This window comes from Streptomyces coelicoflavus, from assembly GCF_045041415.1.
GTDB lineage: Bacteria > Actinomycetota > Actinomycetes > Streptomycetales > Streptomycetaceae > Streptomyces > Streptomyces coelicoflavus.
This window is the reverse complement of record NZ_CP108218.1, coordinates 7012716-7025853: the sequence shown is the minus strand read 5'-3', so window position 1 is coordinate 7025853 and position 13138 is coordinate 7012716. Positions and strand designations below refer to the sequence as shown.

14 protein-coding genes are annotated in these 13138 nt (G+C 71.9%); 6 read left to right on the top strand and 8 right to left on the bottom strand.

The features are described 5' to 3' along the window. Positions 1-40 precede the first annotated feature (40 nt). Together OHA99_RS31600 and OHA99_RS31595 are read right to left on the bottom strand one after the other, a co-directional pair. On the bottom strand, positions 41-613 hold the full coding sequence (locus OHA99_RS31600) for a helix-turn-helix domain-containing protein (protein ID WP_153182070.1): 573 nt from the start codon (positions 611-613) through the stop codon (positions 41-43). Between the two features lie 147 nt (positions 614-760). Beyond that, on the bottom strand, positions 761-1564 hold the full coding sequence (locus OHA99_RS31595; RefSeq protein WP_153180868.1) for an acyltransferase: 804 nt from the start codon (positions 1562-1564) through the stop codon (positions 761-763). 107 nt (positions 1565-1671) lie between these two features. Here OHA99_RS31595 and OHA99_RS31590 point away from each other — a divergent pair, with 107 nt between their 5' ends. Next, on the top strand, positions 1672-2208 hold the full coding sequence (locus OHA99_RS31590) for a gamma carbonic anhydrase family protein (protein WP_153180867.1): 537 nt from the start codon (positions 1672-1674) through the stop codon (positions 2206-2208). Between the two features lie 63 nt (positions 2209-2271). On the opposite strand, the gene OHA99_RS31585 is transcribed toward OHA99_RS31590, so the two are convergent. Next, positions 2272-2907 carry a DedA family protein gene (locus OHA99_RS31585; RefSeq protein ID WP_153180866.1) on the bottom strand — a complete coding sequence of 212 codons (636 nt, stop codon included), beginning with the start codon at positions 2905-2907 and terminating at the stop codon, positions 2272-2274. Between the two features lie 81 nt (positions 2908-2988). Further along, positions 2989-3426 (bottom strand): DUF4442 domain-containing protein, encoded by a 438-nt coding sequence (locus tag OHA99_RS31580; RefSeq protein WP_153182069.1) that lies wholly within the window; start codon positions 3424-3426, stop codon positions 2989-2991. A gap of 84 nt (positions 3427-3510) precedes the next feature. On the opposite strand from OHA99_RS31580, the gene OHA99_RS31575 reads away from it, so the two are divergent. Further along, positions 3511-4470, top strand: a complete 960-nt coding sequence (locus OHA99_RS31575) for a hypothetical protein (protein ID WP_405698456.1) — start codon at positions 3511-3513, stop codon at positions 4468-4470. Between the two features lie 76 nt (positions 4471-4546). Continuing rightward, positions 4547-5575, top strand: coding sequence for a hypothetical protein (locus OHA99_RS31570; protein ID WP_153180864.1), 1029 nt, complete (start codon positions 4547-4549; stop codon positions 5573-5575). Between the two features lie 26 nt (positions 5576-5601). Here OHA99_RS31570 and OHA99_RS31565 read toward each other — a convergent pair whose 3' ends face one another. The 3 genes from OHA99_RS31565 to OHA99_RS31555 all read right to left on the bottom strand — a co-directional run bounded on the left by OHA99_RS31565 (position 5602) and on the right by OHA99_RS31555 (position 8793). Next, positions 5602-6447 (bottom strand): spermidine synthase, encoded by an 846-nt coding sequence (locus tag OHA99_RS31565; RefSeq protein ID WP_405698455.1) that lies wholly within the window; start codon positions 6445-6447, stop codon positions 5602-5604. A 110-nt stretch (positions 6448-6557) separates the two neighbouring features. Further along, positions 6558-7748 (bottom strand): elongation factor Tu, encoded by a 1191-nt coding sequence (gene tuf / locus OHA99_RS31560; protein ID WP_153180862.1) that lies wholly within the window; start codon positions 7746-7748, stop codon positions 6558-6560. A gap of 322 nt (positions 7749-8070) precedes the next feature. Then, positions 8071-8793 (bottom strand): DNA alkylation repair protein, encoded by a 723-nt coding sequence (locus OHA99_RS31555; RefSeq protein ID WP_164385544.1) that lies wholly within the window; start codon positions 8791-8793, stop codon positions 8071-8073. A 49-nt stretch (positions 8794-8842) separates the two neighbouring features. Here OHA99_RS31555 and OHA99_RS31550 point away from each other — a divergent pair, with 49 nt between their 5' ends. Then, entirely contained in the window at positions 8843-9622 is a 780-nt protein-coding gene (locus OHA99_RS31550) for a TVP38/TMEM64 family protein (RefSeq protein ID WP_153180860.1), read from the top strand. Positions 9623-9651: 29 nt separating this feature from the next. On the opposite strand, the gene OHA99_RS31545 is transcribed toward OHA99_RS31550, so the two are convergent. After that, positions 9652-10821 (bottom strand): thiolase family protein, encoded by a 1170-nt coding sequence (locus OHA99_RS31545; RefSeq protein WP_405698454.1) that lies wholly within the window; start codon positions 10819-10821, stop codon positions 9652-9654. A gap of 128 nt (positions 10822-10949) precedes the next feature. Between OHA99_RS31545 and OHA99_RS31540 the strand changes: the two genes are divergently transcribed. Both OHA99_RS31540 and OHA99_RS31535 read left to right on the top strand, forming a co-directional pair. Further along, positions 10950-11423 carry a helix-turn-helix domain-containing protein gene (locus tag OHA99_RS31540; RefSeq protein ID WP_153180858.1) on the top strand — a complete coding sequence of 158 codons (474 nt, stop codon included), beginning with the start codon at positions 10950-10952 and terminating at the stop codon, positions 11421-11423. Between the two features lie 152 nt (positions 11424-11575). Further along, positions 11576-12451 (top strand): undecaprenyl-diphosphate phosphatase, encoded by an 876-nt coding sequence (locus OHA99_RS31535; RefSeq protein WP_405698453.1) that lies wholly within the window; start codon positions 11576-11578, stop codon positions 12449-12451. Positions 12452-13138 lie beyond the last annotated feature (687 nt).

Sequence of the window (13138 nt, the reverse complement as noted above, 5' to 3'; positions counted from 1 at the left end):
GGCACGCTAACAAGGGCCGGTGCGCCGGAGAACGGCCGTCTCAGCGGACGGGCGGGACCGACACCGCCATGATCATCTCCATCGGCGCGTCGCCCTCGTTGCCGTAGGTGTGCGGGGAGTCGGACTCGAAGGAGGCGCTCGCGCCCGCCGGGACGCGATGGGCCACCCCGTCGACGGTGAGGGTCAGCTCTCCGGCCGTCACGTGCACCAGCTCGACCGTGCCGCCCGGGTGCGGGTCGGAGGGGCTGCTCTCGCCCGGCATCAGCCGCCACTCCCACATCTCCAGCGGCCCGGGCGCCTCCGCTCCGGCGAGGAGCCGGCTGAAGCTGCCGGCGTCCGTGTGCCAGAGGCGCACGGCCTGTTCGGCGGGGACGACGCGGACCGTGGGGCCCTGCTCGTAGTCGAGCAGGGTGGTGATGCTGATACCGAGCGCGTCGCCGATCTTCACGACGGTGCCGAGGCTGGGGTTGGTGCGGGCCTGTTCGATCTGGATGAGCATGCCGCGGCTGACACCGGCACGCGTCGCCAGCGCCTCCAGGGTGAAGCCGCGCTCGGTGCGCCAGCGCTTGACGTTGCGCGCGAGGGACTGGGTCAGCAGGTCGAGGTCCGCCACGTTCCGTCCAGTAACTTGTGCGTCATCCGGCTTGTGCATGAGGTGCATGACGGGGTGCATTGCACTGGACCACGGTCCGCCGCACCCGAAGGTCCACCGCACTGTACTGCGGGGCGCGGCGACGGTGCCGTTCGCCCCGGCTCCCGCTCAGCCCTCCGCGGCCGGTTCGGCCAGCCTGCCCGCCGCGTCCGCCGGGGCGTCCAGCTCGGCGAGCCGGGCCACCGCCTCGTCGTCCAGCTTGGACAGCTCCCGCAGCTGCCCCGGCGTGATCCCGTCCGGAATCGGCACCGGAGCCGGGGTCCTGAGCGGCGGCTGCCAGCCCTCGGCGGGGGTCCAGCGCCGTACGACGCGGGCGGGGGCGCCCGCCACCACGGCGTGGTCGGGGACGGTGCCCCGGACCACGGCACCGGCGGCCACGACCACGTTCCGGCCGATCCGGGCACCCGGCAGGATCACCGCGCCGGTGCCGATCCAGCAGCCGGGGCCGATCTCCACCGGGTCCATCCGGGGCCACTGCTTGCCGATGGGCTGGTGCGGGTCGTCGTAGGAGTGGTTGGTGGAGGTGACGTAGACGTACGGGCCGAAGTAGCAGTCGCTGCCGATGGTGACGGTGGTGTCCGCGATGACGTGGCTGCCCCGGCCGAGGACGACTCCGTCGCCGATGCGCAGGATCGGCTCCGGACCCAGGTCGAGGTCGGGCATGAGCCCGGCGGTCAGCGTGACCTGCTCGCCGACGATGCAGTGGGCGCCGACGTGGATCCAGGGCTCGCCGAAGACCGTGCCGAGCGGGAAGGCGAGCCGGGTGCCCGTGCCCAGGGCGCCGAAGCGGAAGCGCCCGGGGTGCGCGGCGGTGACGGAACCGGTGCGCTGCACCCAGGCCCAGCCCGCGTGGACGGCCCGCTGCGCGAGGCGGCTCCGCCAGGACGAGAACGTGTTCTTGCGGTGGGGCACCCGCTCACGGTAGTCCGCGGGCGGTGCGGCCAGGGCCGTACCGCGCTGTGATCTTCACCCCACCGGGTGGCGTACGGTGCCGTACAACACCCGAGCAGGAGGCGAAGATGACGCAGAAGGCGCTGATCACGGGCATCGGCGGCAAGGACCCGAAGGTGGACGCCGAGGCCTTCGTGGCGCCGACGTCCACGGTCGTCGGGGACGTGACGCTGCACGCCGGGGCGAGTGTCTGGTACGGCGCGGTGCTGCGCGGCGACGTCGAGCGGATCTCCGTCGGCGCGGACAGCAACGTCCAGGACAACTGCACGCTCCACGCCGACCCCGGCTTCCCCGTCGCCGTCGGCGAGCGCGTCTCCATCGGGCACAACGCCGTGGTGCACGGTGCCACCGTCGAGGACGACTGCCTGATCGGCATGGGCGCCACGGTCCTGAACGGCGCGGTGATCGGTGCCGGTTCACTGGTCGCCGCCCAGGCGCTGGTCCCGCAGGGCATGCGGGTGCCGCCGGGGTCACTGGTCGCGGGGGTGCCGGCGAAGGTGAAGCGGGAGCTGACGGAGGAGGAGCGTCAGGGGGTCACGCTGAACGGCACGATGTACGCGGCGCTGGCTGGAGCGCATCGGGATGCGGTGGGGGAGGATCTGTGATCGGCCGTCCGCGGCTTGGTTGTGGTTGCTCGCGCAGTTCCCCGCGCCCCTTGGGGGCGCGCCTCACTCCCCGGCGACGACCGGCTCGGCCTCCGGCTGGGTCCTGCCCGCCCTGCGCTTGACGATCAGCATGGACGCGATGCCGATCAGGACGGCCACCACCAGGCCCAGCCAGGAGAAGCGCTTGAGCCAGTCCTCCGCGACGACGCCGACGTAGTAGATGACGGCGGTGGTGCCGCCCGCCCAGACGATGCCGCCGAGGACGTTGGCGATCAGGAACTTCCAGTACGGCATCCGCAGCACACCGGCCAGCGGGCCCGCGAAGATGCGCAGCAGGGCGACGAAGCGGCCGAAGAAGACGGCCCACATGCCCCACTTCTGGAAGGACCGCTCGGCGGTGGCGACGTGTCCCTCGCTGAAGTGCTTGGGGAACTTCCCGCCCAGCCAGGCCAGCAGCGGCCGGCCGCCCTTGCGGCCGATGGCGTACCCGATGGAGTCACCGATCACCGCACCCGCGCTGGCGCAGGCACCGAGCACCAGTGGGTCGATTCCGCCGTGCTGCGACGACAGCAGGGCCGCCGACACCAGGATGATCTCGCCGGGCAACGGGATGCCCAGGCTCTCCAGACCGATGACGAGTCCGACGACGGCGTAGACGGCCGCCGCGGGCACCGTGTCGAGCCATTCCTGGACGTGCAACGCCCCACCCTCCGCTTCGGATGCGTGTTCCCGGTGCGCCTCGTACGAGGCGCACCGGGAAGCGTACCGGGTCGGTGGGGGTCAGCTGTTGGGGCGCAGGGTCCATATGACGGTCATCTCACCGGTGACGGCCCCGTCCTCGCGCCGGATGGCGACGCTCACCGGGAACTCGGGGCGCCGGCCGGCGTCCAGTTCGGCGACGACGTCCGCGGCGGGGCGGCCGAGGGTCGCGGTGGCGGTGACCGGGCCGAGGGCGATCTTCTTGAAGGCGATCTCCGCGGTGACCGGCAGCGGCACTGCCCGGTTGAGCTGGTCTCCGAAGGCGGCCAGCACGATGGCACCGCTGGCGGACTCGCCCAGCGTGAACATGGCTCCGGCGTGCGGTCCGCCGACGTGGTTGCGGTACTCGCTCTGGTCCGGGAGGGCCAGAACGGCCTTCTCGGGGGTGGTTTCCAGGTACTCGAGGTTCAGGGTCCGGACCATCGGCACCGTGGCGGCGAGCAACTCGCCGATCGACATCTGATCTGCGCTCATGAAGTCAGGTTACCCACGAGTAGCTTCCAGGACCAGGCGCCCGCGAAGATCGCCGTATGCTGAGCGCCCATGTGGCCAGGAGAGCAGTCACCCACCGGCGGACCCGATCCGCGGCAGCAGCCCAATCCGTACCGGCAGCCCGGCTACCAGCAGCAGCCGTACGCGGGACAGCAGCAGGCCGCCCCCTGGAACGCACCCACGGTCACGTCCGGCGGACCGGCCGACCGGGGACCCGGCAGCGGCCGTACCAAGGTGGTGGCGGTCGTGGCCGCCGCGGTCGTGGTGGTCGCCGCCGCCGTGACCGGGGTCGTCCTGCTGGGCGGGGACGAGGACGACGGGGCCCGGCCCGGTCCCACCGCGTCCTCCTCCGACGCCTCCGCCCCGTCCGCGTCCACCGCCGACGACCCGCGCGGCGGTGCCGACGCCCCGAAGCCGACCGTCGAGGGCTGGACCGTCGTGGCCAACCCCGACCACGGCATCGCCTTCGACGTACCGGCGTCCTGGGTGCCGCAGTCGCGCGACTGGGTCACCTACGTCGCCGAGGACGACGACCCCGACGAGAAGCCCCTGGTCGCCATGAAGGCCCCCGCCGTCCTGAAGGAGGAGTGGTGCGGGTCCGACGGGGACCGGGACGGCTCGGTCGACCACACGCCCCTGGCCAGTGCGGGCACCCGCGGCAACAACGGCGCCCGGAGCACCGAGGAGATCGCCCGGACCGACTCCGCGACCTGGGTCTACGGGGCCTACACCCAGCCGGACCGGGACAAGGTCTCCACCGGGCCCGTGACGTCCTTCACCACCGCCTCCGGCATCGAGGGCAGCGTGGCGACCTCCCGGTCCTCCGGGGTGGCGAAGAAGGGCAAGTGCGACGTGAACGGCAAGGCGACCACCTTCGCGTTCACGTCCGCCGGCGGCGACTTCGTCTCGTGGTCCTTCTTCGGCGCGGCCGGCGTGGCCGACGAGGTGCCCGAGGCCACCGTCCGCAAGATTCTGGCCACCGTCAGGGAGTACACCCCGTCGGACGCCTAGGTTCACCGGTTTCGGTACGTCCCTGACAAGGGCCGGTGACCGAATCGTTTCCTGGGCGGCATTAGGGTGACTGCTCATGTGGCCAGGACAGCAGCCGCCCGGGGGCGAGCAGAACCCGCAGAACCAGAACAACCCGTACCAGCAGCCGGGGTACCAGCAGCCGAATCCGTATCAGCAGCCCGGCTACCAGCAGCAGCCCGGCGCGTACGGCCAGCAGCAGTGGAGCACGCCGCAGCCGGCCACCGTCGCGCAGCCCGCGACGGGCGGCGGTGGTGGCGGCGGCAACCGGACGAAGCTGGTCGCGATCGTCGCGTCCCTCGCCGTGGTGGTGGCCGCCGGTGTCACCGGGTTCCTGGTGCTCGGCGGCGACAAGGACGACCAGGCGGACGACGGCAAGGACAAGAAGACGTCCGCCAGTCCGACCGTGGAGAAGTCCGAGTCGCCCACCGCCGACCCGAGCGCGTCGGGCTCCGACGAGAATCCGCGCGGGGGCGAGGGGGCCAAGGCCACCATCGACGGCTGGAAGGTCGTCGCCAATCCGCGCTTCGGCACCATGTTCGACGTGCCCGCGGACTGGGAGATCGACAGCACGGACACCAGCGTGGGCTTCGAGTGGGAAGAGGACGGCAAGACCGACCGCACCAGCGTCACCGCCCCGGCCTACCTGAAGTCGGAGTGGTGCACGACCGACGAGAACAAGGACGGCCGCAAGGAGAGCACCTCCCTCGCCACCGTCGGTACCCGGGGCGAGAGCGGCGCCAAGAACACTGACCAGGCGGCCGAGACCCGGGTGCCGTGGTGGATCTACGGCGGTTACACGCAGCCCGACAAGAAGAGCGTGAAGTACGGCAAGCCGAAGGCGTACACGACCACGTCCGGCATCAAGGGCAGCGTCATCACCGCGCACTCGGAGGGCACGCCCCAGAAGGGCAAGTGCGACAGCGAGGGCAAGGCGACCACCTTCGCGTTCAAGAACGGCGCGGGCGACTTCGTCACCTGGAACCTGTACGGCGCCAAGGGCGTCAAGGAGGAGGTCCCGGACGCGACGGTCCAGAAGATCCTCAGCACCGTGCGCCTCACCGAGGAACCGCCGACCGAGTCGTAGGCACACCGGGCCGGACGGGGCGCCGCTCAGCCGATGCCGAACGCTCCGGCGGGCGGCTCGGGCGACGGTACGGCGTCCTCGTCGCGCACCGGCCGGGCGTCGCCGGTGAAGTCCCGCAGGGCGGGCCCGTACTCGACCCTGGCCGGGAAGGCGTCGGCGGCGGTGCGCCTGGCCAGGGCCGCGGTGTCCAGCGGCCGGTGCGCGGCGACGAGCACCGCGTTGCCGAAGCGGCGCCCGCGCAGCACCCCCGGTTCGGCGATCAGGGCCAGCTCCTCGAAGAACTGGGCGAATCCGGCCAGTTGGCCGCGCAGGAAGCCGAACGGCGCCCCGTCGGCCAGGTTGGCCACGTACACGCCGTCGGCGCGCAGCACCCGGGCCGCCTCGCGCACGTAGCCGACCGAGGTCAGGTGCGCGGGCACCCGTGAGCCCCCGAAGACGTCGGCGACGAGGACGTCGGCCGAGTCCGCGGGGGCGGTTTCCAGCCAGGCGCGGGCGTCGGCACCGTGGGCGGTGATGCCCGCGTCCGGCGGCAGCGGGAGGTGTTCGGCGACCAGGTCGAGCAGGCCCCGGTCGGCCTCCACCACGTCCTGCCGCGAGCCGGGCCGGGTCGCGGTCACGTACCGGGGCAGGGTGAACGCGCCGCCGCCCAGGTGCAGCACGGCCAGCGCACGCCCCGGCTCGGCCACCGTGTCCAGGACGTGGCCGAGCCGGCGCGTGTACTCGAACTCCAGGTGCGCCGGCTCGTCCAGGTCGACGTACGACTGCGGCGCCCCGTCGACGGTGAGCAGCCAGGCCCGTTCCCGGTCGACGTCGGGCATGAGCTTGGCGGTGCCGTGGTCGGTGACCCGGCTGACGGGTATGGCTTCGTTCACCCGCCCATTGTGCCGGTGCCGGCGGGGCGCTCACTTCTCGGCACTGCACGGCGCTCACCTCACGGCACTCACCGCACGGCACTCACCGCACGGCACTCACCGCACGGCACTCACTCCACCGCGGTCACGGTCCCCGCGCCCACGGTGCGGCCGCCCTCGCGGATCGCGAAGCCGAGCCCCGTCTCCAGCGGCACGTCCCGCCCCAGCTCGACCGTCATGGTGACGGTGTCGCCGGGCCGGGCGACGGAGGCCTCGCCGAGGTCCACGTCGCCGACCACGTCCGCGGTGCGGATGTAGAACTGCGGCCGGTATCCGGTGGTGAGCGGCGTCGAGCGCCCGCCCTCGCGCGCCGACAGCACGTACACCCGGGCCCGGAACCGCCGCGCCGGGACGACGCTGCCGGGTGCGGCGACCACGTGCCCTCGGCGCACCGTGTCGCGGGCGACCCCGCGCAGCAGCAGCGCCACGTTGTCCCCGGCCTGCGCCTCCTCCATCGGCTTGCCGAAGGTCTCCAGGCCGGTGACGACCGTCTCGACGGACGCCCCGAGCACCTCGACCCGGTCGCCGACGCGTACGGTGCCGCGCTCGACGGCGCCGGTGACGACGGTGCCGCGGCCGGTGATGGTGAGCACGTTCTCCACCGGCAGCAGGAACGGCGCGTCCAGGTACCGCTCCGGCATGGGCACGTAGGTGTCCACGGCGTCGAGCAGCGCCTCGACGGAGGCCGTCCACCTCGGGTCGCCCTCCAGGGCCTTCAGCCCCGAGACCCGTACGACGGGCACGGCGTCGCCGCCGTAGCCGTGCGCGGTGAGCAGTTCGCGTACCTCCAGCTCGACGAGGTCGGTCAGTACCGCATCCTCGCCGTCGTCGACGGCGTCGGCCTTGTTGAGCGCGACCACGATGTGGTCGACGCCCACCTGCCGGGCGAGCAGTACGTGCTCGGCGGTCTGCGGCATGATCCCGTCCAGCGCGGAGACGACGAGGATCGCGCCGTCGAGTTGGGCGGCGCCGGTGACCATGTTCTTGACGTAGTCGGCGTGGCCGGGCATGTCGACGTGCGCGTAGTGCCGGGTGTCGGTCTCGTACTCGACGTGCGCGATGTTGATGGTGATGCCGCGCGCCGCCTCCTCGGGGGCGCGGTCGATGCGGTCGAAGGAGACGTACCGGGTGGTGCTGCCGGCCCCGCGCTCGGCGAGGACCTTGGTGATGGCGGCGGTCAGGGTGGTCTTGCCGTGGTCGACATGGCCCATCGTGCCGATGTTCAGATGCGGTTTGGTGCGGACGTACGCCGTCTTGGACATGGCGGTACCTCGAAGCCTCGTGGCGGTGGTGGGGACCCCTGGGGCCGGCCGACCCTCCCCCTGCGGGGTCCGCCGGACGATCCGGGGAGGGTCAGCTTCGGGCGCCGTCGACTGCGGCGGTGAGGTGGGCGACGGCAGCCTTCGGGGCATCCGCGACCGCGGATGCTGCGAGGTGGAAGGCGTACCGGAACATGACGCCGATCATTGCCGACGCTTCGTCGCACGTCGAATGGTTTTTGAGGGAACGGCAGTTCGAGAGAACGGCATGCCGGTACTTCGGTACTTCGGTACTTCGGTACTTCGGTACTTCGGTACTTCGGTACTACGGACCGATGGTCCGCAGCGCCTCCCGCACGGACAGCGGTGCGAGCCGGGTCCGGTGCCCGGCCACGAAGGCACGCACGGCGTCGGGGTCCGTCTTGGCGTACTCGCGCAGGCACCAGCCGACGGCCTTGCGGACGAAGAAGTCGCCGTGGCCGGACTGGCGCGCGCAGTAGCCGAAGAGGCGGTCCGTGTCGGTGCGTTCCTTGTGGCGCAGCTGGTGGAGGAGCGCCGTCCGCACCAGCCAGCGGTCCTCGTCCTCGATCCAGGCGTCCATGTCGGCCGTGAGACCGCGGTCGGCGGTGACCAGTCCCCCGACGACGTGCGCGGCGAGCAGGTCGACGGTGTCCCACCAGGGGACGGTGGTGAGCAGGTGCCGGACCACGGGCAGGAACCCCGACGAGCAGTGCGTCACGTACCGGCGCAGGTAGTCGACGGCGAAGTAGTGGTACTCGCGCTCGGGCAGCCGCCAGCAGCGCAGCGCGACCGCGGTGCAGTCCGGCTCGTCGGGGCGGGGCACTCCCGCCAGCACGGTCCGGGAGAGGGAGCGGCGAACGGGCGAGGTCATGCCCAGGAACGGCGCCACGTCCTTCATGTACGCCCGCAGCCCCACGGCCCGCTCGGGGTCGGCCGCGGTGGGGTACTCGGCGGTGAGCCGCTCCAGTACGGTGTCGGCGAGGGCGCTCCGCGGCGCGTCCGGAACCGGCCGGGCTGTGACGCTCATGAGACGCAGCATACGGCGATCACACACATTTGTCGGTTAGTGTCACCGGATGCTCGATGCCACCACCCGCTCTGGGGGCACCGCCACGGTCTCTCCCCGGACCGCCACCGCGGATCTCGCCGTCGCCACCGCCGCCGGACCGCTCGCACCGTCCGGTTTCACCGCCCGTGCGACGAGAGTGCTGCTGTCCCCGTGGTCGCGTCTCTCCCTGCTCGTCGCCCTGCTGGCCGCGGCCGCGACGGCGGTGTTGCTGTTCCAGCCGCAGGAGTTGCTGACCAACGGCTGGCCGCCGCAGCTCGGCGGTGCCGCGGCCGCCCTCGCCTACGCCGTGGCGTACGGGCTGTGCACGGTCGCCTTCGTGCCGCGGCCGCTGCTCAACCTGGCGGCCGGCGCGCTGTTCGGCTCTCAGCTGGGCCTCGCCTCGGCGCTGGCCGGGACGGTGCTGGGCGCCGGGATCGCCTTCTGCCTGGGCCGCGTGCTGGGCCAGGAGGCGCTGCGTCCGCTGCTGCGGGGCAAGTGGCTCAAGGCCGCGGACGGGCAACTGAGCCGGCACGGCTTCCGGACGATGCTGGCGATGCGGATCTTCCCGGGGGTGCCCTTCGCGGCGTCCAACTACTGCGCCGCCGTCTCCCGCATGGGCCTGCTGCCCTTCCTGCTGGCGACGGGACTCGGATCGATCCCCAACACCGCCGCCTACGTCGTCGCCGGCGCCCGCGCCTCGACGCCCACCTCGCCGGCCTTCCTCATCGCGCTGGCCTGCATCGCCCTGCCGGGGCTCGCGGGTGCGGTGGTGGCCTGGCGCAAGCGGCACCGGCTGCGCGGGCACTGAGCGGGCGCCGAACGGGCACTGGCGGGGCGTTACACCGCTTCCAGGATCATGGCGTTGGCGAGACCGCCCGCCTCGCACATCGTCTGAAGGCCGTAACGGGCGCCGCGTTCGCGCAGGGCGTGGACGAGGGTGGTGGTCAGGCGGGTGCCGCTGGCGCCGAGGGGATGGCCGAGCGCGATGGCGCCGCCGTGCACGTTGACCTTGTCCAGGTCGGCGCCGGTCTCCTGCTGCCAGGCCAGTACGACACTCGCGAACGCCTCGTTGACCTCGAACAGGTCGATGTCGCCGAGGGACAGTGACGCCCTGCGCAGCACCTTCTCGGTGGCCGGGACGACGCCGGTGAGCATGAGCAGGGGGTCGGAACCGGTCACGGCGAAGCTGTGCAGCCGGGCGAGCGGCCGCAGGCCGAGCCGGGCCGCCGTCCCGCCCGAGGTGATGAGGACGGCCGAGGCACCGTCGTTGACCGGGCTCGCGTTGCCCGCGGTGACGTTCCACTCGATCTGCGGGAACCGTTCGGCGAAGGCCGGGTCGTGGTAGGCGGACCTCAGGCCGGCGAGGACCTCGACGCTGCTCTCCGGGCGGACGCACTCGTCGCGCGACACACTGTCCAGGGGCGCGGTCTCGGCGTCGAAGCGGCCGGCGTCCCAGGCGGTGGCGGCCTTCCGGTGGGAGGCGACGGCGAAGGCGTCCATGCGCTCCCGCGTGAGCGACCACTTCGCGGCGATCAGTTCGGCGCCGATGCCCTGCGGGACGAGCCCCTCCGGGTAGCGGGCGGCGACGCCGGGGCCGAAGGGGTCGGTGCCGGGCGGCACGTTCGACCACATCGGCACGCGGCTCATGGACTCGACCCCGCAGGCGACGACGAGGTCGTACGCGCCGGCCATGACGCCCTGCGCGGCGAAGTGGACCGCCTGCTGGGAGGAGCCGCACTGCCGGTCCACGGTGGTCGCGGGGACGGACTCGGGGAAGCCGGCCGACAGCAGCGCGTAGCGGGTGGTGTTCATGGCCTGCTCGCCCACCTGGTCCACGGTGCCGCCGATGACGTCGTCGATCAGCGCCGGGTCGACCCCGGACCGCTCGACGAGGGCGCGCAGCGTGTGTGCGAGGAGTTCCACGGGATGGACGTGGGCGAGGGCGCCGTTCGGTTTGCCCTTGCCCATGGGAGTGCGTACGGCTTCCACGACGACTGCGTCACGCATGGTGCGGACCTCCGGTGGTCGGCGAACTGCCGGTGCGGGACTACCAGCGAGTAGGAAATCTGGACTCACCATAGCCGGGTGAGTTGGAAATTCAAACCCTCTCTTGCTCCTCGCCTAGACTGGCCGCCATGGCCGCAGCTCCCAAGAACCCGCGTCCCTGCTCGATCGCCGACACCCTGGCGCTCGTCGGCGAGAAGTACTCCCTGCTCGTCCTGCGCGAGGTCTGCCTGGGCAACGGCCGCTTCGACCAGCTGGTGCGCAACACCGGCGCCCCGCGCGACGTCCTCGCCACCCGGCTGCGGCGGCTCGTGGACGCGGGGATCGTGGCCAAGGAGCCGTACAGCGAGCGTCCGCGGCGCTTCGAGTACCGGCCGACCCTGGCGGGTCTCGAGCTGGAGCCCGTCCTCATGACGCTCATGGCGTGGGGCGACCGGCACCTGCGCGCGGACGACGACCGCCCCATGGTGATCGAGCACGTCTGCGGCCACGAACTGGTCCCGCAGGTCACCTGCGCGGCCTGCGGCGACGCCGTCCGCCACGAGGACCTGACCGCCCGTCCGCAGGTCCCCGGCTGGACGGTGGCGGGCCCCGCGGTGGCGTAGGCGCCTGCTCACCCCCCGTCGTCCGGGGTTCATTTTGGGGCGCTACGCTGCCCCTCGGCACGCCAGGTCCCGATCACCGCACGCGACGGTTCGGCGTGTCCGCCGACCGTTTCTCGCCGTTCCTCGATCGCCGCTTGGACTGACGCAACTCCATGTCTTGGTTTGAATCCCTCGTCCTCGGACTCGTCCAGGGACTGACCGAGTTCCTTCCCGTGTCCTCCAGTGCGCACCTGCGGCTGACCGCGGTGTTCTCCGGCTGGCACGACCCGGGCGCGGCCTTCACGGCGATCACGCAGATCGGCACCGAGGCCGCGGTCCTCATCTACTTCCGCAAGGACATCGGGCGGATCATCTCGGCCTGGACGCGCTCGCTCACCGACAAGTCGATGCGCCACGACCCCGACGCGCGCATGGGCTGGCTGGTGATCGTCGGCTCGATCCCGATCGGCGTGCTCGGCCTGACCCTGAAGGACCAGATCGAGGGCCCCTTCCGCGACCTGCGGATCACCGCGACGATGCTGATCGTCGTCGGCGTGGTCATCGGCGTCGCCGACCGGATGGCCGCCCGGGACGAGAAGGGCGGCCGACACCGCGCGCCGCAGCAGCGCAAGGAACTGGAGAACCTGGGCGTGCGGGACGGGCTGATCTACGGCCTGTGCCAGGCGGCGGCCCTGATCCCCGGCGTCTCCCGCTCCGGCGCGACCATCAGCGGCGGCCTCTTCATGGGCTACCGGCGCGAGGCGGCGGCCCGGTACTCGTTCCTGCTCGCCATCCCGGCGGTGCTCGCCTCCGGCGTCTTCGAGCTGAAGGACGCGATGGAGAGCGACCACGTCTCCTGGGGGCCCACGCTCTTCGCGACGGTCATCGCCTTCGCCACCGGGTACGTGGTCATCGCGTGGTTCATGAAGTTCATCTCGACCAAGAGCTTCATGCCGTTCGTCTGGTACCGCATCGCGCTCGGTGTGGTGGTGATCGTGCTGGTCAGCATGGGTGCGATCAGCCCGCACGCGGGCGAATCCGGCGGCTGAACCAGGCCCGCACGGGCACACGGAAGGGCCCGCACAGCTTGCTGTGCGGGCCCTTCCGCACCGAGGGTGCGGGTCCGCTGAGGATCACACCCGGCCCAGACCGCGGCCCTCTCCCCGAGGCAGCGCAGCCGCTCGTCCACCGTGTCCCGGGCGTCGCCGGTGAGGTCGGCCGGCTGTAGGGCCATGCGTCCGCGTCAAGGGCGATCCGGGTTAACTCCGAGCCTTCCAGCACCAGTTGTCGCTCCGCACGGCTCGGCGGAGCGACAGCACCAGTGCCTCGTCACTCGTGAGATTGATCCTGACCTGGTCGTCGCTCATGCGCACCCCGACGGCTCAGCCCGTCCTCGACCGCACGAACCTACTGGCCTTGGACCTTGACCAAACGCATAGGGGCACCCCCGTCCGGGACGGCATCGCGCAACCGTCCGGGATATTGAGGCTCGTGCCGTAGCGAAGTGAGTCATCAGCGATGCCTGCCGCGCTCCGCAGGGGCACGGCATTACGCATGCCGTGGCGGCACCCGGCGGCGGGAACTGGCCATCCTCGGCCGGGAAAGTACCGACACCAGTCCGGCCCCGGCCCCGTCCGACGTCCTCCCGGACCGCTTCGGCAGGCTCTGCGCTTGACCAAAGGCATACCAACGAGACGCCTCACACGTCACACGCGGCTCTCACCATCTCACCCTCC